The 20,650-nt window shown below is 63.9% G+C and carries 20 protein-coding genes and 5 tRNA genes; 12 read left to right on the top strand and 13 right to left on the bottom strand.

The genetic code is table 11. The features are described from left to right. The first annotated feature begins 29 nt into the window (after nucleotides 1-29). The 3 genes from HBH1_RS21610 to HBH1_RS21620 all read left to right on the top strand — a co-directional run bounded on the left by HBH1_RS21610 (nucleotide 30) and on the right by HBH1_RS21620 (nucleotide 2,652). The gene (locus HBH1_RS21610; RefSeq protein ID WP_199181635.1) at nucleotides 30-1,013 is read left to right on the top strand and encodes a FecCD family ABC transporter permease; all 984 of its coding nucleotides are present in this window, start codon (nucleotides 30-32) and stop codon (nucleotides 1,011-1,013) included. Then, complete coding sequence (locus tag HBH1_RS21615; RefSeq protein WP_102664315.1) at nucleotides 1,010-1,792, top strand: ABC transporter ATP-binding protein; 783 nt, start codon at nucleotides 1,010-1,012, stop codon at nucleotides 1,790-1,792. The genes HBH1_RS21610 and HBH1_RS21615 overlap by 4 nt, the downstream gene beginning before the upstream one ends. Before the next feature lie 248 nt (nucleotides 1,793-2,040). After that, the gene (locus HBH1_RS21620) at nucleotides 2,041-2,652 is read left to right on the top strand and encodes a porin family protein (protein WP_102664316.1); all 612 of its coding nucleotides are present in this window, start codon (nucleotides 2,041-2,043) and stop codon (nucleotides 2,650-2,652) included. Between the two features lie 46 nt (nucleotides 2,653-2,698). Here HBH1_RS21620 and HBH1_RS21625 read toward each other — a convergent pair whose 3' ends face one another. From HBH1_RS21625 to HBH1_RS21640, 4 genes are all read right to left on the bottom strand, one after another. Further along, entirely contained in the window at nucleotides 2,699-3,586 is an 888-nt protein-coding gene (locus tag HBH1_RS21625; protein WP_102664317.1) for a cobalamin-binding protein, read from the bottom strand. Nucleotides 3,587-3,589: 3 nt separating this feature from the next. After that, nucleotides 3,590-4,429, bottom strand: coding sequence for a pantoate--beta-alanine ligase (gene panC, locus HBH1_RS21630; protein WP_102664318.1), 840 nt, complete (start codon nucleotides 4,427-4,429; stop codon nucleotides 3,590-3,592). Between the two features lie 78 nt (nucleotides 4,430-4,507). After that, a complete protein-coding gene (locus tag HBH1_RS21635; RefSeq protein WP_102664319.1) occupies nucleotides 4,508-5,404 on the bottom strand; it encodes a segregation and condensation protein A in 897 nt (298 codons plus the stop codon). Between the two features lie 9 nt (nucleotides 5,405-5,413). Continuing rightward, nucleotides 5,414-5,617: a DUF3460 family protein gene (locus HBH1_RS21640; protein ID WP_077238174.1), complete on the bottom strand. Its 204-nt coding sequence runs from the start codon at nucleotides 5,615-5,617 to the stop codon at nucleotides 5,414-5,416. 71 nt (nucleotides 5,618-5,688) lie between these two features. Here HBH1_RS21640 and bamE point away from each other — a divergent pair, with 71 nt between their 5' ends. Continuing rightward, nucleotides 5,689-6,216, top strand: a complete 528-nt coding sequence (bamE, locus tag HBH1_RS21645; protein ID WP_102664320.1) for an outer membrane protein assembly factor BamE domain-containing protein — start codon at nucleotides 5,689-5,691, stop codon at nucleotides 6,214-6,216. Between the two features lie 554 nt (nucleotides 6,217-6,770). Here bamE and HBH1_RS21650 read toward each other — a convergent pair. The 7 genes from HBH1_RS21650 to metG all read right to left on the bottom strand — a co-directional run bounded on the left by HBH1_RS21650 (nucleotide 6,771) and on the right by metG (nucleotide 14,761). Next, the gene (locus HBH1_RS21650; RefSeq protein WP_102664321.1) at nucleotides 6,771-7,601 is read right to left on the bottom strand and encodes a carbohydrate ABC transporter permease; all 831 of its coding nucleotides are present in this window, start codon (nucleotides 7,599-7,601) and stop codon (nucleotides 6,771-6,773) included. Then, nucleotides 7,598-8,473, bottom strand: coding sequence for a carbohydrate ABC transporter permease (locus tag HBH1_RS21655; protein WP_102664322.1), 876 nt, complete (start codon nucleotides 8,471-8,473; stop codon nucleotides 7,598-7,600). Before HBH1_RS21655 ends, HBH1_RS21650 begins: the two co-directional genes overlap by 4 nt. A 24-nt stretch (nucleotides 8,474-8,497) precedes the next feature. Next, a complete protein-coding gene (locus HBH1_RS21660) occupies nucleotides 8,498-9,790 on the bottom strand; it encodes an ABC transporter substrate-binding protein (protein ID WP_102664323.1) in 1,293 nt (430 codons plus the stop codon). Nucleotides 9,791-9,843: 53 nt separating this feature from the next. Continuing rightward, nucleotides 9,844-10,884: an ABC transporter ATP-binding protein gene (locus HBH1_RS21665; protein WP_102664324.1), complete on the bottom strand. Its 1,041-nt coding sequence runs from the start codon at nucleotides 10,882-10,884 to the stop codon at nucleotides 9,844-9,846. 41 nt (nucleotides 10,885-10,925) lie between these two features. Next, on the bottom strand, nucleotides 10,926-11,906 hold the full coding sequence (locus HBH1_RS21670; RefSeq protein ID WP_102664325.1) for a sugar-binding transcriptional regulator: 981 nt from the start codon (nucleotides 11,904-11,906) through the stop codon (nucleotides 10,926-10,928). Between the two features lie 269 nt (nucleotides 11,907-12,175). Beyond that, nucleotides 12,176-12,655 (bottom strand): GNAT family N-acetyltransferase, encoded by a 480-nt coding sequence (locus HBH1_RS21675; RefSeq protein ID WP_006465467.1) that lies wholly within the window; start codon nucleotides 12,653-12,655, stop codon nucleotides 12,176-12,178. Between the two features lie 42 nt (nucleotides 12,656-12,697). Beyond that, nucleotides 12,698-14,761 (bottom strand): methionine--tRNA ligase, encoded by a 2,064-nt coding sequence (metG, locus tag HBH1_RS21680; protein WP_102664326.1) that lies wholly within the window; start codon nucleotides 14,759-14,761, stop codon nucleotides 12,698-12,700. 219 nt (nucleotides 14,762-14,980) lie between these two features. Between metG and apbC the strand changes: the two genes are divergently transcribed. From apbC to HBH1_RS21720, 8 genes are all read left to right on the top strand, one after another. Next, nucleotides 14,981-16,069: an iron-sulfur cluster carrier protein ApbC gene (gene apbC, locus HBH1_RS21685; RefSeq protein ID WP_006465465.1), complete on the top strand. Its 1,089-nt coding sequence runs from the start codon at nucleotides 14,981-14,983 to the stop codon at nucleotides 16,067-16,069. Between the two features lie 144 nt (nucleotides 16,070-16,213). Next, on the top strand, nucleotides 16,214-17,614 hold the full coding sequence (gene gltX, locus HBH1_RS21690) for a glutamate--tRNA ligase (protein WP_102664327.1): 1,401 nt from the start codon (nucleotides 16,214-16,216) through the stop codon (nucleotides 17,612-17,614). 73 nt (nucleotides 17,615-17,687) lie between these two features. Further along, nucleotides 17,688-17,763: transfer RNA gene (locus HBH1_RS21695), tRNA-Ala, on the top strand. A gap of 73 nt (nucleotides 17,764-17,836) precedes the next feature. Further along, a tRNA-Glu gene (locus HBH1_RS21700) sits at nucleotides 17,837-17,912 on the top strand. Nucleotides 17,913-17,968: 56 nt separating this feature from the next. After that, nucleotides 17,969-18,044, top strand: a tRNA-Glu gene (locus HBH1_RS21705). A 109-nt stretch (nucleotides 18,045-18,153) separates the two neighbouring features. Next, nucleotides 18,154-18,229 (top strand) — tRNA-Ala (locus HBH1_RS21710). A 73-nt stretch (nucleotides 18,230-18,302) separates the two neighbouring features. Further along, nucleotides 18,303-18,378: transfer RNA gene (locus HBH1_RS21715), tRNA-Glu, on the top strand. A gap of 378 nt (nucleotides 18,379-18,756) precedes the next feature. Continuing rightward, nucleotides 18,757-19,551, top strand: a complete 795-nt coding sequence (locus HBH1_RS21720) for an enoyl-CoA hydratase-related protein (RefSeq protein WP_102664328.1) — start codon at nucleotides 18,757-18,759, stop codon at nucleotides 19,549-19,551. A gap of 23 nt (nucleotides 19,552-19,574) precedes the next feature. On the opposite strand, the gene HBH1_RS21725 is transcribed toward HBH1_RS21720, so the two are convergent. Both HBH1_RS21725 and HBH1_RS21730 read right to left on the bottom strand, forming a co-directional pair. Then, a complete protein-coding gene (locus tag HBH1_RS21725; RefSeq protein WP_102664329.1) occupies nucleotides 19,575-19,952 on the bottom strand; it encodes a hypothetical protein in 378 nt (125 codons plus the stop codon). Further along, nucleotides 19,952-20,539, bottom strand: a complete 588-nt coding sequence (locus HBH1_RS21730) for an RNA polymerase sigma factor (protein ID WP_102664330.1) — start codon at nucleotides 20,537-20,539, stop codon at nucleotides 19,952-19,954. Before HBH1_RS21730 ends, HBH1_RS21725 begins: the two co-directional genes overlap by 1 nt. Nucleotides 20,540-20,650: the final 111 nt, after the last annotated feature.

Genomic DNA, 20,650 nt, shown 5'->3' on the forward strand with positions numbered 1-20,650 from the left:
TGAATTTTCCTTCCTGATCCTAGCCGCCGATGCGACGTTTCCTCCCCGTGCTGTGCACCTTGCTGCTGCTGTCCCTGCTTTCGCTGACGGCAGCGGCCTTGTGCGGCAGCACGGGTTGCCTGCGTCCCTCGGCCTCGGCCGATACGGTCTCGCTGCTGCTGTCCCTGCGCGTGCCGCGCGCGCTCACGGCCTTTGCGGTGGGCGCGGCACTGGCCTTGTCGGGCGCATTGATGCAGGTGCTGTTGCGCAATCCTCTGGCTGACCCTTATGTATTGGGCCTCTCCGGTGGTTCGGCGGCGGGTGCTCTGCTGGCCATGTTGGCGGCGCTGCATCTGGGCTGGCCGGTACAGTTGGCGACCGCCCCGGGGGCGCTGCTGGGCGCGGCCGTGGCCATGCTGCTGTTGTTCGGCCTGGTGCGCCAGTCGCTGCGGCATCTGGCCATTTCGCCGCTGCTGTCCAGCCAGCGCCTATTGCTGACCGGCGTGATGCTGGCGGCTGGCTTCGGTGCGCTGATTTCCCTGGCCTTGTCGGTGGCCCCTGACGCGCAATTGCGAGGCATGGTGTTCTGGCTGATCGGCGATCTTGACGATGCCCGCTTGCTGCCGGTGACGGCAGCGGTATTGATACTGGCCTTGCTGTGGGCCTTGCGCTATGCACCGGCGTTGAACCTGCTGGCGCGAGGCGATGCCTTTGCCCAGTTGCTGGGCGTACCGGTGCTGCGGTTGCGGGTGATGGTGCTGTGCACGGCAGCGGCCTGTACCGCCATGGCGGTGGCCATGGCCGGCACCATCGGGTTTGTCGGACTGGTGGTGCCGCATGGCCTGCGCCTGTTGATCGGCAACGACCAGCGACTGCTGTTGCCCGGTGCCATGCTGGGCGGCGGCGCGGCGCTGACCCTGGCCGACCTGCTGGCGCGCACCGTGGTCGCCCCGGTGCAGTTGCCGGTGGGCGTGATCACGGCGCTGATCGGGGTACCTTGCTTCCTGTGGTTGCAGGCGCGGGGGCGTTCATGAGCGCGCCAGCTTCTTTCATACTGCAGGCGCAGCAGGTGTCGCTGCAGGTGGGCTCCCGTATCCTGCTGGAAGGTTTGGACTGGCAGGTGCGACCCGGGGAATTCTGGTGCGTGCTGGGCCGCAACGGCATCGGCAAGAGCACATTGCTGCACGCCGCCGCCGGCTTGCAGCCGACCCATGCCGGGCAGTGGCAACTGCTGGGGCAGCCCCTGCAAGGCCTGTCGCCGGCGGAGATGGCGCGCCATCGCGGCCTGCTGCTGCAACAGCAGCACGACGCCTTTTCCATGCCGGTGATCGAGGCGGTGCTGGCCGGACGTTTCGTGCATCACGGCGGCTGGCAGCCCAGCACGCAGGATGAGGCCCTGGCGCTGGAGGCGCTGGAGCGCGTGGGTCTGTCGTCGCTGGCTGCGGCGGACCTGCTGACGCTCTCCGGTGGCGAGCGCCAGCGCGTCGGACTGGCGACCTTGCTGGCGCAGGACACCGACCTGTATCTGCTGGATGAGCCGACCTCGCACCAGGACGTCGCCGCGCAACTGCAGCTCATGACCCTGCTGCGCACCCTCGCCGCAGGGGGCAAGGGCGTGGTGGCAAGCTGCCACGATATCAACCTTGCCAGCCGTTTTGCTACCCATGTGCTATTGCTGGCCGAGGGGCAGCGCTGGGCGGGGCCTGCACAAGAGATATGCCGGCCTGCAGCGCTGGAGGCAGCCTTTGGTTGCCGCTTCGTGCAGGTTGCGACAGACGGGATGCTGCAGTTCCTGCCCTTGCCAACCGCCTGAAAACCACGTGGCTTGCGCGCTACATCCACGTCACAACATTCACTTCAATCTCAAGATCTAACGATTGTGATGTCGTGAAACTGCGAGATTTTGGTCGCCATTTTTCTTCGCGCTTTTCCCTGCATTGCCCCACTTCTATCATCGCTGCCCGCTATCCGGTCCACCTACTTCGTGTTTCCGGTAGCCGCGCCCGGCCAGTCCATCCAGTCTGCCCGGAAGTTTCTTTCACATCATGACAAGAGGAACAGATGAAGAAAATGCACCTAATGGCCGCCGGCTTGCTGTCGGTCGCCTGTGCCACCGTGGCGGCACAGGCCGTGAAGTCCGGGCCAGGCTTTTATGTCGGTCTAGAAGGCGGCGCAGCGCACTACGATATTGATGTCGAGCATTCGCCAGGCACCATCGAGAAAAACGATGCTGGCATGATTCGTTTTGGGGGCGGGTATCAGTTCACGCCCAATTTCTCTGTCGAGATGGGCTACTTCCGCATCGGCGCAACCAGTTTGGAAAAGACGGACCGCTTCTCGCGAGACAGTGCCAAGGGACGCGTGAGCGGCTTCGATCTGACGGCCGCCTACAAATTCTCCAACGTCCTGCCGGGCGTCTATTTCAAAGGGGGGATCACCCAGGCCAAGTTCACCGAAGATGTTCGCTATGAGTATAGTGGTTTTGGATTTTCCGGCAGCGTCAGCGAGCGGGCGTCCAAGTCGGGGACCGGTTACCTGCTGGGTCTGGGCTATGAACACGATCTCAGCGAGATCGTCAGCATCAACGCTGGCTACACCCGTTATGAAGGTCTGGCCGGCCACTCCAATGCCGACGTGAACTTTTTCGCAGCCGGCCTGAAATACCGCTTCTGAAGATCACTCCCTGATCCTCGACATCCCTCCTGGCGAGGGATGTTTTTTATGGTGCAGGCGTCATCCGGCGCGCCTGCTCCAGCTTCCCGCAGACCTCTTCGGCGGCCTCCAGCACTCTCGGCCCGGCCCGGTTCATCCAGTCCGCATTGATCGTGTAAAGCTGTCCGTCGCGCACTGCGCGCAGGCGCGGGAACTGCTTCCAGCGTTCCAGCGGTTGGTCGCGAGCGTCACCGGGGGTGAGGATGACCTGGGGATCGGCTGCCAGCACGGCTTCCACGCTGATGGTGGGCGCCAGTTGCGGCAGGTCGGCGAAGAGATTGCGGCCACCGCACAGGCGCAGCACTGCCGAGGCCATGTGCTGGCCGTTGAGCGTCATCAACGGCTGGCTCCAGATCTGGTAGAACACGCTCACCGGCGCACGGCCCTGGTAGTGCGTGGCCAGTTGTTGCCAGCGGATGCGGAAGGCAGACCCAGCGGCTTGTGCGGTGGTATCGCTGCCCGCCAGGTGACCCAGCTTTTCCAGAGAGCTTGCCACCATGCCGAAGTCGGCCGGCTGGCTCTCATAGACGGGGATGCCGAAGCTGCGCAGGCGCGCAATCTGGAGCGGCTTGTTGCCGCTGTGCCAGGCCACGATCAGGTCCGGTTTCAGGCTGAGGATGCGCTCCATGTCGAGCGCGTTGTAGCCGCCCAGGGTGGGCAGGCTGGTCGCTGGCGGGGGGTAGTCGCTATGGTTGCTCACGCCAACCAGTCTGGCGCCGGCACCGGCCGCGTAAAGCAGTTCGGTCACGTGCGGTGCCAGGCTGACGATGCGCTGCGCCGGTTGCGCCAGGGTCACGCTCTGGCCCAGGTCGTCCTGCACGGTAATCGCCGCATGGGCGGCAGCGCTGCTGAGCAGGGCCAGGACGGCCAGTCCGAATGGCGCGGCCGTCCGCATGCGTCAGACTTCGAGGTTGTCGATCAGACGGGTCGCGCCCAGCTTGGCGGCCGACAACACCACCAGCGGCGTACCCTGTTCCATGTCGGCAGCGGTCGGCGGTTGCAGGTCGATGCGCTTGCGCACGGCCACGTAGTCAGGCTGCCAGCCGCGACCGGCCAGGCGTTCCATGGCCAGTTGCTCCACCAGCGCCACATTGTGCTGACCACCGCGCACTTCATTGGCGACGTCGTTCAAGACCTTGTAGAGCAGGGGCGCCTCGGCGCGTTCGGCCGGCGACAGGTAGCCATTGCGCGACGACAGCGCCAGGCCGTCCTCGGCACGATAGGTCTCGGCGCCGACGATCTCGGTGGGCAGGGCGAACTGGCGCGCCATGTTGCGCACGATCATCAGCTGCTGGTAATCCTTCTTGCCGAACACCGCCACGCGTGGCTGCACACAGGAGAACAGCTTCATCACCACGGTCGATACGCCGGTGAAGAAACCCGGGCGGAATTCGCCCTCCAGGATGTTGCCCAGGTCGTCGGGCGGCTGCACGCGGTATTCCTGTGGCTCCGGATACATGTCCTTTTCGGTCGGCGCGAAGAGCACGTAGACGCCTTCCTTCTCCAGCTTCTCGACGTCGGCCTGGAAGGTGCGCGGATACTTGTCGAAGTCCTCGTTGGGGCCGAACTGCAGGCGATTGACGAAGATCGATGCCACCACCGGGTCGCCGTGGGTGCGCGCCAGGCGCATCAGCGAGAGGTGGCCTTCGTGCAGGTTGCCCATGGTCGCCACGAAGGCGGTGCGCAACTGGCCGCGCAGGTGGTCACGGAGTTCTTCGATGGAGGAAATGATTTTCATGCGGAGTCTCTGGTTGCGGGTCGGACGGCGCGGCTGCCATGTGCGCGCTGCCCGGGGATGTCAGTGATCCTCGCCAGCCTAGCTGGGCGAGTACGACAGTCTGACATAGATGGGGGCGAAGGCTTCGGCCTGGGTGATTTCGATCAGCGTCTCCTTGGCCAGCTCGAGCAGGGCGATGAAGTTGACCACCACCACCGGCACGCCGCGCGAAGGATCGAACAGGTCCGAGAACTCGACGAAGCGCGCCGTCTGCAGGCGGCGCAGGATGCCGGTCATGTGCTCGCGCACCGACAGTTCCTCGCGGCTGATGTGGTGGTGCTGGGTCAGCTTGGCGCGCTTGAGGATGTCGGCCCAGACGGCCTTGAGGTCGTCCATGTTGACCTCGGGCCAGCGGGTGACCACGGTCTGCTCGATATGCACCTGGGTGCGTACGTAATCGCGGCCGACCTGCGGTAGCTGGTCCAGTTCCTGGGCGGCCAGCTTGATCTGCTCGTACTCCAGCAGGCGGCGCACCAGCTCGGCGCGCGGGTCTTCGGGTTCCGCGCCGGGCTCGGCCTTCTTGGCCGGCAGCAGCATGCGCGACTTGATTTCGATCAGCATGGCCGCCATCAGCAGGTATTCGGCGGCCAGTTCCAGGTTCTGCTTGCGGATCTGTTCGACGTATTCCAGGTACTGGGCGGTGACCTGCGCCAGCGGAATGTCGAGGATGTTGAAATTCTGCTTGCGGATCAGGTACAGCAGCAGGTCCAGCGGCCCCTGGAAGGCTTCCAGGAACACCTCCAGCGCATCCGGCGGGATGTAGAGGTCATTGGGCAACTGGAACAGCGGTTCGCCATACAGACGTGCCAATGCCACGCCGTCGATCACATCGGGCGTGCTGTCCTGTTGTCCTGCGGGGGTGATGTCGATGGCGTCGGCGCTGGGTTCCGCGCCGGCCTGGCCGGCGGATTCGGCGCCACCTGCTTGAGCCGTCATGCGAAAAGCTTAGTGGCTCTGATAGACGTAGGGCTGTTGCGCCACGCGCGAGGCCTTCTCACGGGCGGACTTGTCCAGGTCCAGCGGTTCCTTGTCCCACAGCAGGGCGCGGCCGTCGCGCTGCGATTCTTCCAGCTTCGGGTTCTTCGTCTTCAGCTCGTCGATGAACTGGGTGATCTCAGATACGTAGGTGGTCTTTTTTCCGAAGAGCATGATATTTTCAGGCCAAATGTTACACAGAGGCCGTATTTTACCTTGTCTTCATCAGGGATAATCAAATACCTATGCGTGAACCCTTATTCATACGCCTGCGTCGCCATGCCGGCAAATTCGGCGCTTTTCTTGTTGCTTTGGCAATGTTTGGCTGCGACCGCAACGGCAATCCCATCCAGGAGTTCGGTTTGGACAAGCTGCAGAAGGGCATTTCCAGCGAGGCCGACGTGCGCGGCGTCATGGGCCAGCCCGATACCATCTGGGACGACGGCAACGGCGCCCGCACGCTGGAATATCCCAAGGGGCCGGAAGGCATCCGCACCTGGATGTTCGCCATCGGCGCCTCCGGCACCCTGGTCGATTACACCCAGGTCTTGACCCAGGAACATTTCGACACCATCCGCCCGGGCATGAGCGCCGAGCAGATCCGCCGCCAGTTCGGCCGACCGCGCAGCGTGGTGCAGTTTGCCCGCAAGAATGAGGAAGTGTGGGACTGGAAATACCACTACGTCCATGAGGATCGCCTCTTCAACGTCCATTTCGACATGACCACCCGGAAGGTGGTGCGGATGTCGATTTCGGAGATATCAGGCCATTGACCGGTAAGCCGTCCTCGTTGTCTCTCTTCACGGGCCTCCGGCGTGGTCCTCAAAGGACGTCATTGGCCTGATGCCACTGCACGTCCAGCCGTCAACAGAGGAATTCCGGAAAGGCCGACTCTCGCATTTCTTCGGATATTCCTGTTTCCCTTCGGCTTGATATCTCAGTGGGCGCTTACCCCACGCTATAGTCGCGCGCTATCCAGTCATTATCCTTAACAGAATTGCGCCCGATGCGCGCGTGAGGAGTGCCCATGTCATCACCAATTTGTCGAACGACCGCCCGATTGTCGAGTTTGGTGCTGGCCGGTTGTCTTGCCACTGCCTGCTCGACGACAGATATAGACCTCCACAAACTCGGCTCGGGCTTTTCCGGATTCGCACAATACGGTGCTCGCGAACGCTGCGACGGCAAAATCGGCTATGGAGACTACCGCGACTGTACCCGCGGTATCGACACACAGTACGACGCCTGGCGCTCGCAACAAAAGGCCCCCGGGGACGTCGAGTGGTTCGGGAAGCCGCCGCGACGCCCCTGATCCCACCTGCTGTCGTCAGCGTATCCCCGCCCGCATGAACGACTGCACGAACTGCCGCTGGAACAGCAGGAAGGCCAGCAGCAGCGGTGCCGAGGTCATCAGCGTGGCGGCGGTGATGATGGACCAGTCCATCCCCTGGTCCGTAGACGAAAACACCTGCAGGCCCACCGTCAGCGGCCGCGACTGCACCGAGTTGGTCACGATCAGCGGCCACAGGAAGTTGTTCCAGTGGGTGCTCACCGATACCAGCCCGAAGGCGATGTAGATCGGCCGCGCCAGCGGTACGTAGACCTGCATCAGGATCTGCCAGGCCGAGGCGCCTTCCACGGTGGCCGCTTCATCCAGTTCGCGGGGCACCGTCTTGAAGGTCTGGCGCAGCAGGAAGATGCCGAAGGCCGAAGCGAAGTAGGGCAGGCCGATGGAGAGGATGGTGTCGCGCAGGCCCAGCAGGTTCATGGTCTGGTAGTTCTCCACGATGAGGATGTCGGGCATCACCATCAATTGCAGCAATACCAGCATGAACATCACATTACTGCCACGGAAAGTGAAGCGCGCGAAGGCATAGGCGGCCAGCGTGGCCAGTACCACCTGGGCTGCCAGGATCATCGTCACCAGCAGGAAGGTATTGAGGAAATAGCGCAGGAACGGCGCCGATTGCCAGGCATTGACGAAGTTCTGCAAGGTCAGCGGCGCGTCCGGCACGAAGCGGGTGGCGTAGGCAGCCGGGTGGAAGGCGGTCCACAGCGCATACAGCAGCGGCAACAGCCACAGCAGCGCCAGCACCCAGGCGGACAGGGTTTCCAGCATGCGGCGGTGCTGGCCGAAGGGGGAGCCGGGTGCGTTCATTGGTAGTGGGTCCTGCGGTCGAGAATGCGGAATTTCACCAGCGCGATGAGGCCCAGCAAGGCCAGCAACACCACCGTCAGGGCCGCCGCGTAGGAAGAGTCCCAAAAGGCGAAGCCGACTTCATAGATGTAGTACAGCAGCAGCGAACTGGCGTTGTCGGGGCCGCCCCGGGTCATGACCACGATGTGATCCACCAGGCGGAAGGCATTGATCAGCGCGTTGATCAGCACGAACAGGGTGGTCGGCATCAGCAGCGGGAATTGCACGCGCCAGAAGTATTGCCAGCGCGATGCCCCCTCCAGCGCGGCCGCCTCGGCCAGCACCGGCGAAATCTGTTGCAGCGCGGCCAGGTAGAAGATCATGAAAAAGCCGGCTTCCTTCCAGATCGCCACCACCATCAGCGCACCCAGTACGCTATGCGGATTGCCCAGCCAGTTGTGCGAGGGCAGGCCGAGCGCGCCGGTGATCTGCTCCAGCAGGCCGTACTGCGGCGTGTAGAAGAACAGCCAGATATTGGCCACGGCGATCATCGGCAACACCGTGGGGGTGAAATAGGCCAGGCGCAGCACGCCGCGCCCGACCAGTTTCTCGTTGACCCACAGCGCCATCAGGATGGCCAGGGCGATCGCCACCGGGATGGTGCCCAGGGCGAACCAGAGGTTGTTGCACAAGGCCTGCCAGAACACCGGGTCCTCGACCATGAGCCGGTAGTTGTCCAGGCCGACGAAGACCGACGGCCTTGCTCCCTTGGGCGTGGAAAAGAAGCTGTGCCAGAGGGTCGCCAGCGCCGGATAGTGCGTGAAGGCGATCAGCAGCACCATCGCCGGCGACAGCAGCAGCCAGGGCAGCACGGAGGAGGGCAGGCGTTTCATCGGCAGGCCTTGTGCAGGCGGCGCTTAGCGACCGTAGGCGCGCAGGATGCGCTCGGCTTCGCGCTGGGCGTCCTTCAGGGCGGCGTCCGGGGTCTTGGTGCCGGACAGTGCGGCCTGCAGGTTGTCGTTCAGGGCCTTGGTCACGCGCTGGTTGTCGTGGGTGGAGAGTTCGGCCACGCCATATTTCATCTGCTCGCGGGCGACATCGGCGGCCGGGACGTCCTGCAGGTATTTCTTCATTTCCGGTGTATCCCAGGCGTCCTGGCGCGGTGCCACGTAGCCGGTGGCGATCGACCACTGGGCTGCGCGCGCCGGTTCGGTGGCGAAGCGGATGAACTTCATCGCCGCCTGCTGCTCGGCCGGGGAGGTCTTGTTGAAGACATAGAAGTTGCCGCCACCGGTGGGGCTGCCCGGATGCTTGATGCCCGGCAGCATCGCCACGCCGAAGGGGAAGCTGGCGTTGGTGCGGATATTGGTCAGGTTGCCGGTGGTGGTCCAGACCATGGCGGCCTTCTGTTCCAGGAAGTCCTTGGGCGTGGTGCCCCATTCGATGGCACCGGCCGGCATCACCTTGTCGCGGGCGGCCAGATCGACCCAGTGCTGCAGGGCCTGCACCGCGCCGGGCTTGTCGAAATAGGTCTTGGTGCCGGCACTGTTCATGAGAAGGGTGTCGTTGGAGGCCGTCATGGCCTGGAACATCCAGTAGCCGAAACCGGTGGAAGGAATCTTCACGCCCCACTGGCTGACGTTGCCGGCGGCGTCGCGCTTGGTCAGCTTCTTGGCCGCGTCCACCATCTCATTCCAGGTGGCGGGTGCCTTCTCGGGGTTCAGGCCGGCTTCCTTGAACAGGGTCTTGTTGTAGTACATCACGATGGTCGAGCGCTGGAAGGGAATGCCCCAGGTCTTGCCTTCGGTCTGGCTGTTTTCCATGAAGCCCTTGTAGAAGCCGTCGATCCACTTCTTGTCTTCGGCGCTGTTGGCCAGGCTGTCGATGGGAACGATGGCGTTTTCGTCGATCAGGGTGAAGAGGTCGGTGGAGAGCAGCACGGCCAGGGTCGGCGGGGTGCCGCCCTTGAAGGCGGTCAGCGCCTTGACGATGCTTTCCTGGTAGGTGCCGGCATAGATGGCCTTGACCTTGATGTCGGGGGTGGCCTTTTCGAAGTCGGCCACCATGCTGTCGATGGTCTTGGTCACCGCGCCGCCGACGGCGACCGGGTAATAGAAACTGATCTCGACCGGGTTGGCGGCCAGCACCGGCGCGCTGAAAGCGGCGCTGACGGCCAATGCGGCCAGGGACTTGAGGAAGGTTCTACGCATGATGCATCTCCATGAGGTGGAAGGTTGGCTTGCTGCGGAAATCGGTCGTTGGTTCAGGGGCGGCGTCGGCCGCTGTCGCCTTCGAAGAAGGTCTGGTCACGTTCATCCCAGGCCAGGTGCACGGTCTCGCCGATGGCCAGCCGGTGCTGACCGGGAGCGCGCACCAGCAGGGCGGCCGCGCCGATGCGTGCCCCCACGATGGTGTCGGCACCGAAATACTCGACCGTCTCCACCTGTGCCGGCACGCCCTGGTCGGCCAGGCGGATGTGCTCGGGACGCAGACCCAGCTGCAGCGGCAACTGGCCGGCGGCGGGGATGAGCACCGTGCTGCCGCTGATGGCCATGCCCTGGGGATGCGGCGCCAGCGCCAGCAGATTCATCGGCGGCGTGCCGATGAAGCGGGCGGCGAAGGCGGTCGCGGGCTGGGCATACAGCTCGGCCGGGGGCGCGTCCTGTTCGATGTGGCCTTCGCGCAGCAGGATCACCTGGTCGGCCATGCTCATGGCTTCGGTCTGGTCGTGGGTGACGTAGATCATGGTCATCTGCAGTTGCTGTTGCAGGGCGCGGATTTCGCGCCGCATTTCCTGGCGCAACTGGGCATCGAGGTTGGAGAGCGGCTCGTCCATCAGGCAGACCGGGGCATCGGCGATGATGGCCCGCCCCAGTGCCACCCGCTGTTGCTGGCCGCCGGACAGTTGCGCCGGGCGGCGTTCCAGCAGGTGGCTCAGGCCGAGCAGGTCGGCCACGCGCTGCAGGCGCGCCGCATGGCTGCTGCGCGGCTCCTTGCGCACGCGCACGCCGAACAGGATGTTGTCGCGCACCGTCAGGTGCGGGAACAGCGCATAGGACTGGAACACCATGGAAATCTTGCGCTGCGCCGGTGCCAGTTGCGTCACATCCTGGCCGTCGATATGAATGCTGCCGCTACTGGGTTTGTCCAGCCCGGCGATCAGGCGCAGGGTGGTGGACTTGCCGCAACCCGATGGCCCCAGCAGGACCGTGAAGTCGCCCGACTTCACCTCGAAATCGATGTCCTTGACTGCCTGGGCCTGGCCCCAGTGTTTGCCGACGCCGCGCAGGGAAATCGCTGCCATGTGCTGTTCCTGGTGATGGACTGAGGATGCGGGCCGGGCGATCAGGCCGCCGCGCCGCTGCGGATCTGCTCGACCAGCAGGCGTGCGCTGGTTTCGTCGATGATCAGCTCGTTGATGAAGCCGCCCCGCAGCGCCGCCTTCAGGCCGGGCAGCTTGCCGGTGCCGGAGACCACACACAGCGCGTGGGCGGCGCGGGCGAAGCAGTCCATGTCCGGCCCGCTGTTGCGGCCATTGAAGGCGACGTCGCGCCAGCTACCGTCGGCGCGGAAGAAGACCGTGGCGATGTCACCCACCAGGCCGTCTTCACGCAGGATGCGGCGCTCGTCCGCGCCCAGGTAGCCGGCGGTGTGGATGTAGCTGCCGGTGGCTTCGGCACCGATGGAAAAGAGCAGGATGGAGGCGCGTTCCTGCAGGTCGCGGATGGCCTTGATGCTCTTTTCGCGCCACAGTGCGCTGCGCGTCTCGGGATAGTCGAAGAAGGCCGGTACCGGCAGGTGATGGGCGCGCGCGCCGTAGTTCTGGGCAAAGCGGGAGACGATGGATTCGCTGAAGCTGTTGATGAAGCTGGCGCCGCTGCCGGAGCCATTGAGCGCCACCACGTCCACATCATGCACATGGCGCGGCAGCAACTGGTCGGCGATCTGCGCCACCGTGGTGCCCCAGGCCAGGCCGATGACGGTGCCCGGCGTCACCAGCGAATTGACATAGGCGGCGGCATGGCAGGTCACGCGCTGCAGGGTCTCCTTCTCGGTGGCGGCGGCGGCCACCGGTACCACCTGGATGGAGCGCAGGCGGTAGTGGTGGGCGAGGGCCGCTTCCAGGCTGCCCGAGACCTGCTGCGGGTCGTGTACGCGGATTTCCACCAGGCCCCGGTCCAGCGCATAGGACAACAACCGGGAGACGGTCGCGCGCGAGGTGCCGATCTCGTCGGCAATGGCCGCCGTGGTCATGTTCTGGAAGTAGTAGAGGCGCGCCACGCGCACCGCCATGTAGGCGGTTTCCTGTCGATCCGCTTGGGCCATTGTTCTTTTCTGGAGAGCGAAAATGCGAAAAAGTGAAGAAACGGACCATGCGCCCGACCCGCCCCCGGCAGGCCAGGCGGGACGGCCGCCTGACAACGTTTTCACGATGGTAGCGAGCGATTGTTACGGCTTGATGAACATCTGTTCCGGGCTGGGTTTGGCGGCGCGGAAGCAGGGGAAGGGAGGAAGGGGAGGTCGGGCAAAAGAAAAGCGACGCACCAGGGCGTCGCTTGTTCGGGAGGAGAGGGCGGGAGTGCTTCGGTGAGGCCCTAGTGCCGCATCACCCGGCGCATCACGATCGGCGCTGCCTCGTGCGGATTGGCCCGGGTGTACTCCAGTTCCGGTGCGATCTCGAAACCGAAGGCCGCATACAGGTCCACCAGTTGTGCCTGGTCGGTGCGCACCGCCAGGCGCAGCTCGCGCACGTCGGCCGACTGGGCGCGGTGGATCAGGGCTTCCATCAGATGCTGTGACAGGCGCTCGCCGCGGAAGGCCGGGGCGATGCCCATGCGGCGGATTTCCCAGACGTCGCTCTCGGTATCGAGCGGCAGCCAGCGCACCGAACCGGCCGGCGTTTCGCCGCGCAGCAGGATGAAGGCGCCGCCGTGCTGCAGGTCTTCCACCACATGGTCGGCCGCCTCGCGGTGGCCGGAGGAAGTGGGCGCCACCTTGTTGGCCCAGCTATGCCGGGTCAGGTCGGCGATCAGGGTGGCGTCTTCCGATGTGGCTTCACGTATCAGGAAATCCATAGGGTGTCTCCTCCAGTGCAGGCGATCCGGTGCGATTGATGCTCAGCGCACCCGCATGCCCGGTTCGGCGCCCGGCCACGGGTTGAGCACATAGATGCCCGGCTTGGCCTTTTCATCCTTGGCCGAGGCCGCCAGCACCATGCCTTCGGAGATGCCGAACTTCATCTTGCGCGGCGCCAGGTTGGCCACCATCACGGTCAGCTTGCCGACCAGTTCTTCCGGCTTGTAGGCCGAGGCGATGCCCGAGAAGACATTGCGGGTGCGGCCTTCGCCGGCATCCAGGGTCAGGCGCAGCAGCTTGGTGGAGCCTTCCACGGCTTCGCAGTTGACGATCCTGGCGATGCGCAGATCGATCTTGGCGAAGTCGTCGATGGAGATTTCCGGGGCCAGTTCTTCGATGGCGCTCTCTTCGACTGCAGGCGCTGCCGCAGGGGCTTCCGGCGCCTCGAACAGGGCATCCAGCATCTTGGGATCGACGCGCTGCATCAGGTGCGAGTAGGCATTGATGACGTGGCCATCGGCCAGCGGCGTGGTCACGTCGCTCCATTGGAAGGGCTGTACCTTGAAGAAGGCTTCCACCTGGGCGGCCAGTTGCGGCAGTACCGGCTTGAGGTAGATGGTCAGGATGCGGAAGGCTTCCAGCAGGCGGCTGCAGACTTCGTGCAGTTGCGCGTCCTTGCTGCTGTCCTTGGCCAGTTCCCAGGGCTTGTTGGCGTCCACATAGGCGTTGATGGCGTCGGCCTGTTCCATCACCAGGCGCAGGGCCTTGCCGTATTCGCGCTGCTCGTAGAGGCCACGGATTTCATCGGCCACGCCGCGCAGCTTGCCCAGGAAGGCGTCGTCGGCGGTCGCCCATTGCGTGGAGACGCGACCTTCGAAGCGCTTGGCGATGAAGCCTGCAGCACGGCTGGCGATGTTGACGTACTTGCCGATCAGGTCGGCATTGACGCGGGCGACGAAGTCATCCGGGTTGAAATCCACGTCCTCGACCTTGGCGTTCAGCTTGGCGGCGATGTAGTAGCGCAGCCATTCCGGGTTCATGCCGATGTCCAGGTAGCGCAGCGGCGAGATGCCGGTGCCGCGCGACTTCGACATCTTCTCGCCGCTGACCGTGATGAAGCCGTGCGCGAAGACGTTGTTGGGCGTCTTGCGGCCGGCGAACTTCAGCATGGCGGGCCAGAACAGGGTGTGGAAGTAGGTGATGTCCTTGCCGATGAAGTGGTATTGCTCGGTCTTGTCATCGGCCATGAAGGCGTCGAAATCACGGCCGGTCTTGACGAAGTAGTTCTTCAGCGAGGCCAGGTAGCCGATGGGCGCATCCAGCCAGACGTAGAAATACTTGCCCGGTGCATCGGGAATCTCGATGCCGAAGTAGGGCGCGTCACGGCTGATGTCCCAGTCGCCCAGGCCGCCTTCGCCGTCCAGCCACTCGCGGGCCTTGTTGGCCACTTCCGGTTGCAGGCGGTTGCTGTCGAGCGCCCATTCGCGCAGGAATTCTACGCATTTCGGGTCGGACAGCTTGAAGAAGAAGTGTTCCGAGGACTTCATCACCGGCGTGGCGCCGGACAGCGTCGAGTACGGGTTCTTCAGGTCGGTCGGCGCATAGACGGCGCTGCAGTTCTCGCAGGAGTCGCCGTACTGGTCCTTGGTACCGCACTTGGGGCATTCGCCCTTGATGTAGCGGTCCGGCAGGAACATGTTCTTGACCGGGTCGTAGAACTGGTCGATGGTCTTGGTCGAGATCAGCTTGGCTTCGTCGCGCAGGGCGCGGTAGATCTCCTGCGACAGTTCGTGGTTCTCCGGGCTGTCGGTGGAGCTCCAGTTGTCGAAGGCGATGTGGAAGCCATCCAGGTACTGCTTGCGACCGGCGGCGATGTTGGCCACGAACTGCTGCGGCGTGATGCCGGCCTTCTCGGCGGCGATCATGATGGGCGCGCCGTGGGCATCGTCGGCGCCGACGAAGTGCACCTCATTGCCCTGCATTCGCTGGAACCGGACCCAGATATCGGCCTGGATGTATTCCATGATGTGGCCGATGTGGAAAGCGCCGTTGGCGTAGGGGAGTGCGGTCGTGACGAAGAGTTGGCGAGGTGCTGAAGTGCTCATTGGCGATACGGACGATGCAAGAGGGTTGATTGAGGCAGCCGGAAACTGCCATGAAAGAGGGGCATTCTATCAGCCAGCGGCCCTTGGGCGCAGTAGTTGCTCCATTGCAATGGCTTGGGCTTGCCTGGGGGCGGTGGTGCGGCCCCCCGGTTTGATCCCGCGCCGGGGCGGCACGGGCCCGATTGGTTTAGACTTGCGGGTTCTGAGCAAGGAGAAACAATGAGCATTACCGTGGAAGAGATCAAGGCGGCCCTGTTGCAGGTGATCGACCCCAATACCGGCCGTGACCTGATCCGGGGCAAGGAAGCCCGCAACATCCGCGTCGAGGGCGGCCGCGTGCTGCTGGACGTGGAGCTGGGTTACCCGGCGGCCAGCCAGGTCGCACCGATGCGCCAGCGGGTCGAAGAGGCGCTGGGCAAGCTGCCCGGTGTGACCGGCGTGGAAGCCAACGTCTATTTCAAGATCGTGGCCCATGCGGTGCAGCGCGGCATCAAGCTCAAGAGCAACGTCAAGAACATCATTGCGGTGGCTTCCGGCAAGGGCGGCGTGGGCAAGTCCACCACCGCCGTGAACCTGGCGCTGGCGCTGTCGGCCGAGGGCGCGCGCGTAGGCATCCTGGATGCCGATATCTACGGTCCCTCCCAGCCCATGATGATGGGCATCTCCGGCCAGCCCGAAACCAAGGATGGCAAGACCATGGAGCCGCTGGAAAACCACGGCCTGCAGGTTTCCTCCATCGGCTTCATGATCGACCCCGACGAACCCATGGTCTGGCGCGGCCCCATCGTCACCCAGGCCCTGCAGCAACTGCTGGACCAGACCAACTGGCGCGACCTGGATTACCTGATCGTGGACATGCCCCCCGGCACCGGCGACGTGCAGCTGACGCTGTCGCAGAAGGTGCCGGTCACCGGCGCCGTGATCGTGACCACACCCCAGGACATCGCCTTGCTGGATGCGCGCAAGGGCTTGCGCATGTTCGAGAAGGTCGGCATCCCCATCCTGGGCATCGTGGAAAACATGAGCATGCACGTCTGCTCCAACTGCGGCCATGCCGAGCCCATCTTTGGCGTGGGTGGCGGCGAGAAGATGTGCGCCGACTTCGGCGTGGACTTCCTGGGCGCCTTGCCGCTGACCATGGAAATCCGCCAGCAGACCGACTCCGGCACCCCCACCGTGGTGGCCGATCCGCAGGGCAAGGTGGCCGAGATCTACAAGGCCATCGCCCGCAAGGTGGCCGTGAAGGTGGCCGAGAAGGCACGCGACATGTCCAGCAAGTTCCCCAGCATCGTGGTGCAGAACGACTGAGCGTTGCCGGTTGAGCCTCCCGGGCGGGCCGCCGGCATGGCGTGCCCGCCTGCAAAGGCGTTAAAATGACGCCTTTCCGATTCCATCCCTGACCGTTGTACGGCTTTGGCGTGCCAAGGCCGTTTTGGTTTTTCATTCCCGATCATGACTGCCACTCAAGTACGTACCCGTTTCGCTCCCAGTCCCACCGGCTATCTGCACCTGGGCGGTGCCCGCACGGCGCTGTTCTCCTGGGCCTATGCCCGTCGCTTCGGCGGCACCTTCGTGTTGCGCATCGAGGATACCGACGTCGAGCGTTCCACCCCGGAAGCGGTGCAGGCCATCATCGAGGGCATGCAATGGCTGGGCCTGGAGCATGATGAAGGTCCGTTCTACCAGATGAAGCGCATGGATCGCTATCGCGAAGTGATCGGCCAGATGCTGGCACAGGGCACGGCCTACCACTGCTACTGCACCCCCGAGGAAGTGGAAGCCATGCGCGAACGCCAGCGCGCCGCCGGCGAAAAACCGCGTTACGACGGCACCTGGCGCCCGGAGCCGGGCAAGACCCTGCCGGCCATCCCCGCAGAGCGCAAGCCGGTGGTGCGCTTCAGGAACCCGCAGGATGGCGAGGTCAGCTGGAACGACGTGGTCAAGGGCCCCATCACCATCTCCAACCGCGAACTGGACGACCTGGTGATCGCCCGCCCGGACGGCACCCCGACCTACAACTTCTGCGTCGTGGTGGACGACTGGGACATGAAGATCACCCACGTCATCCGTGGCGACGACCACGTCAACAACACCCCGCGCCAGATCAACATCCTCAAGGCCCTGGGTGGCACGCTGCCGGAATACGGCCATGTCCCCATGATCCTGGGCGCCGATGGTGAAAAGCTGTCCAAGCGCCACGGCGCGGTCAGCGTGATGGACTACCCGGCCCAGGGCTACCTGCCCGAAGCCATGCTGAACTACCTGGCCCGCCTGGGCTGGAGCCATGGTGACGACGAGATCTTCTCGATGCAGCAGTTCTGCGAATGGTTCGACCTGGACCACCTGACCAAGGCCCCGGCGCAATTCAACCCGGAAAAGCTGAACTGGCTCAACAACCACTACATCAAGCTGGCCGACAACACCCGCCTGGCCGGCCTGGTGCGCCCGCTGCTGGAAGCGCAGGGCGCCGTCTTCGAAGGCGCCCCGGACCTGGCGGCCGTGATCGGCTTGCTGAAGGATCGCGCCAATACGGTCAACGAAATCGCCGCTGCGGCCCTGATGTTCTACCGCCAGCCGGCCCCCGACGCAGCGCTGGTGGCCCAGCACATCACCGACGCCATCAAGCCGGCCCTGGCCGACTTCGCCCAGCGTGTCGCCACGGTGGAATGGACCAAGGAAGCCATCGCCCCGGTGATCAAGGAAGTCCTGGCGGCGCATGGCATCAAGATGCCGCAGCTGGCCATGCCCTTGCGCCTGATCGTTGCCGGTCAATTGCAGACCCCGGCCATTGACGCCGTACTGCAATTGTTCGGCCGTGAGGCTGTTCAGGCACGTTTGGCGGCATATGTTTGATAAAAGGAAATAATTCTTCAAAAAGATGTTGTCTTTTGAAAATAGGTATTGCATAATCTCGCTTCTTCGCAACGGGGGTATAGCTCAGCTGGGAGAGCGCTTGCATGGCATGCAAGAGGTCAGCGGTTCGATCCCGCTTACCTCCACCAGCGACCCGCAGATGTTTGGCGGTGATATTTCAGGCGAAGCTTGAGATGTAGAAGTGAATTGAAGTACCTGCTTGTCCCCTTCGTCTAGAGGCCTAGGACATCACCCTTTCACGGTGAGTACGGGGGTTCGAATCCCCCAGGGGACGCCAGATTCTGATATCTGTGCTGTCACCCAGCAAGCAGCACAGGTATGAAGCAGTACGTTGTCCCCTTCGTCTAGAGGCCTAGGACATCACCCTTTCACGGTGAGTACGGGGGTTCGAATCCCCCAGGGGACACCAGGTAGAAAAATAGTCCGATTGCCGTCGGGCTGTTAAGAGTTGAAGTAGTCTGATTGTTCAGACTACCTTGAGGTTGGATAGTCCGGAGTTTGGGACTTTTCCTTTCGCAGGGGGTATAGCTCAGCTGGGAGAGCGCTTGCATGGCATGCAAGAGGTCAGCGGTTCGATCCCGCTTACCTCCACCAGCGACTCACATGGATATGTGGGGTGAATTAGTGGAAGAGCTGATTCGAGGAATTTTGTCGTTGTAACCGTTTTGTCCCCTTCGTCTAGAGGCCTAGGACATCACCCTTTCACGGTGAGTACGGGGGTTCGAATCCCCCAGGGGACGCCAAATAGAAAAGCCCGCGCAAGCGGGCTTTTTTGTTTGGCGTCCCCTAGCGATGTGCTTGAGCACATCGCGGGGGGATTCGAAGGGTTTCGCTTGCAAGCGAAACCGGGCCCGCGGCACGTGGGCGAATCCCTCGCTCGCGCAGCGAGCGTTGGCCGACGACTGAACGCGCACCGAAAGCAATTCAGGCCAACCCAGTCAACTGAAGCCAGCCCGCGTAAGCGGGCTTTTTGTTTGGCGGCCGAATCCCTCCTCACCCCCCAGCCCCGCCCGCGCGCATTTGTCTCCGCCATAACATTCACTCCCCCTTTTTTGCGCTATCCTCCCCGCACCCCTGACCTTCGCCACCAATGCAAGGTCAGACAGATCACAGGAGCCCCCATGAGCAGCGCAGCCCATCTCGACATCGATTCCCGTGGCCTGGCCACGCTCACGCTGAACCGGCCGGACGTGCACAACGCCTTCGACGACCAGTTGATCGCGCTGCTGATCGACCTGATCACCCAGGCCCGCGATGATCCACGCACCCGGCTGCTGTTGCTGAGCTCGACCGGCAAATCCTTCTCGGCCGGTGCCGACCTGGCCTGGATGCGGCGCATGGCCGATGCTTCGCGTGAGGACAACCTGCGCGACGCCCGCAAGCTGGCGTTGCTGATGGAAACCCTCAACGGCTTCCCGGCACCGACCCTGGCCAAGGTGCAGGGCGCGGTCATGGGCGGGGGCGTGGGGCTGGTGTCGTGCTGCGATATCGTGGTGGCGTCGGAAGCGGCCTTCTTCGCGCTCTCGGAGGTCAAGCTGGGCCTGGCGCCAGCGGCCATCAGCCCCTATGTGATCGCCAAGATGGGGGTGTCGCAGGCCAGGCGCTTCTTCGTCTCGGGCGAGCGTTTTTCCGCCGTGCGCGCGGCGGCCATCGGCCTGGTCCACGAAGTGGTACTGGCCTCCGAGCTCGATGGCAAGGTGCTGCAATTGATCGATACCTTGCTGGCCAACGGGCCGCAGGCCATGCGCGCGGCCAAGCAACTGGTGCAGGTGGCCAATCCCCTAGAGGTCACGCCGGCGCTGTCGGAATACACCGCCGGGGTCATCGCCGACCTGCGCGCATCGGACGAGGGACGGGAGGGTTTGCGGGCCTTCCTGGAGAAGGGGACGCCTTCGTGGGTCGCTGGTAATCGCTAGTCGTTCGTCCTTTACGGCCGGGCTCAGCGTTCGTCGCGACCACGGCAGAACATGCGGCCGCGACGTCCGCAGCGTTCACGTTCTTCGGGTGTCATGGCTTCCCAGCGTGCGCGCATGAAGCGGCGCTTCTCGTGCCAGCCTCCGTGGCGGCCCCGGAAACCACCGAACAGTATCCGGCACAAGGCCAGCAGGCCCAGCGCGCGCCAGAAGCCGATCGGGTTGACCCCGGGGAAAATCGGCGGCATCACCCAGTTCCAGAGCAGCATCACCACCACGCCCAGCAGCGGCAGGATCAGCACGCAGAGCGCCAGCTTGCCCAGCCACCAGCCACGACCGCCACGGTGACGCCGGGGGCGGTGATCCGGTCCTTGATCGGTTTGCTTGTCTTCCATGTGTTCCATTACATCTCCAATTCGTCATAGACCGCCTGCAGGCGTTCACGCAGGTGCAGGACGGCGTAGCGCTTGCGCGCCAGCAGGGTATTGAGGCTGGTGCCACTGTCGGCCGCCATTTCCTTGAAACTCTTGCCATCGAGTTCGTGCGCGATGAAGACCTCGCGCTGTGCCTCGGGCAATTCCTCCAGCGCTTCCTGCAAGGCAGTGATCAGGGCGGCGCGGGCATAGGCCGCCTCCGGTCCGTCTTCGCTGGCCGGCAGCAGCAGGTCCAGTCGCCAGGCCTGGTCGGCGCCGTCGCTGTCATCGGCATCACGGGACTCGGGCAGCGGTTCTTCCTTCTTCTTGCGGAAGCGGTCGATGATGCGGTTGCGCGCCACCCTGAACAGCCAGGCGCTGACCTGTTCGATGGGCTCCGGCAGGCGGTAGGCCTGGACGAACTCATAGAACACTTCCTGCAGGATGTCTTCGGCTTCGCCCGCGTCGGCCACCCGGCGGCGGATGAAGCCACCCAGCCGGCTGCGCTCGCGCATGACGGTGGCGGTGATCTCGCGGTCCTGGTCGCTCATCGGGGAGAGTAGGGAAGTGGGCTGCATGCCCTGAAGACGGGCCAGCGCCGCCGATATTGTGTTCTCGGCGAAAAACGCAGCGGAACCGCGATTCTAGCGGTTCCGCCGCCAGCCCGGGGGAGGGCTGCAGAGGGGGCG

The sequence above is a fragment of the Herbaspirillum sp. BH-1 genome (assembly GCF_002870055.1).
GTDB lineage: Bacteria > Pseudomonadota > Gammaproteobacteria > Burkholderiales > Burkholderiaceae_D > Herbaspirillum > Herbaspirillum frisingense.

Coding starts and splice junctions, on each gene's coding strand:
- bamE (WP_102664320.1), top strand. CDS start 5,689: ATGCGTGAACCCTTATTCATACGCCTGCGTCGCCATGCCGGCAAATTC.
- HBH1_RS21670 (WP_102664325.1), bottom strand. CDS start 11,906: ATGGCCCAAGCGGATCGACAGGAAACCGCCTACATGGCGGTGCGCGTG.
- HBH1_RS21635 (WP_102664319.1), bottom strand. CDS start 5,404: ATGACGGCTCAAGCAGGTGGCGCCGAATCCGCCGGCCAGGCCGGCGCG.
- metG (WP_102664326.1), bottom strand. CDS start 14,761: ATGAGCACTTCAGCACCTCGCCAACTCTTCGTCACGACCGCACTCCCC.
- HBH1_RS21660 (WP_102664323.1), bottom strand. CDS start 9,790: ATGCGTAGAACCTTCCTCAAGTCCCTGGCCGCATTGGCCGTCAGCGCC.
- HBH1_RS21725 (WP_102664329.1), bottom strand. CDS start 19,952: ATGGAACACATGGAAGACAAGCAAACCGATCAAGGACCGGATCACCGC.
- HBH1_RS21655 (WP_102664322.1), bottom strand. CDS start 8,473: ATGAAACGCCTGCCCTCCTCCGTGCTGCCCTGGCTGCTGCTGTCGCCG.
- HBH1_RS21665 (WP_102664324.1), bottom strand. CDS start 10,884: ATGGCAGCGATTTCCCTGCGCGGCGTCGGCAAACACTGGGGCCAGGCC.
- HBH1_RS21675 (WP_006465467.1), bottom strand. CDS start 12,655: ATGGATTTCCTGATACGTGAAGCCACATCGGAAGACGCCACCCTGATC.
- HBH1_RS21650 (WP_102664321.1), bottom strand. CDS start 7,601: ATGAACGCACCCGGCTCCCCCTTCGGCCAGCACCGCCGCATGCTGGAA.
- HBH1_RS21615 (WP_102664315.1), top strand. CDS start 1,010: ATGAGCGCGCCAGCTTCTTTCATACTGCAGGCGCAGCAGGTGTCGCTG.
- HBH1_RS21720 (WP_102664328.1), top strand. CDS start 18,757: ATGAGCAGCGCAGCCCATCTCGACATCGATTCCCGTGGCCTGGCCACG.
- gltX (WP_102664327.1), top strand. CDS start 16,214: ATGACTGCCACTCAAGTACGTACCCGTTTCGCTCCCAGTCCCACCGGC.
- HBH1_RS21640 (WP_077238174.1), bottom strand. CDS start 5,617: ATGCTCTTCGGAAAAAAGACCACCTACGTATCTGAGATCACCCAGTTC.
- HBH1_RS21610 (WP_199181635.1), top strand. CDS start 30: ATGCGACGTTTCCTCCCCGTGCTGTGCACCTTGCTGCTGCTGTCCCTG.
- HBH1_RS21730 (WP_102664330.1), bottom strand. CDS start 20,539: ATGCAGCCCACTTCCCTACTCTCCCCGATGAGCGACCAGGACCGCGAG.
- panC (WP_102664318.1), bottom strand. CDS start 4,429: ATGAAAATCATTTCCTCCATCGAAGAACTCCGTGACCACCTGCGCGGC.
- apbC (WP_006465465.1), top strand. CDS start 14,981: ATGAGCATTACCGTGGAAGAGATCAAGGCGGCCCTGTTGCAGGTGATC.
- HBH1_RS21620 (WP_102664316.1), top strand. CDS start 2,041: ATGAAGAAAATGCACCTAATGGCCGCCGGCTTGCTGTCGGTCGCCTGT.
- HBH1_RS21625 (WP_102664317.1), bottom strand. CDS start 3,586: ATGCGGACGGCCGCGCCATTCGGACTGGCCGTCCTGGCCCTGCTCAGC.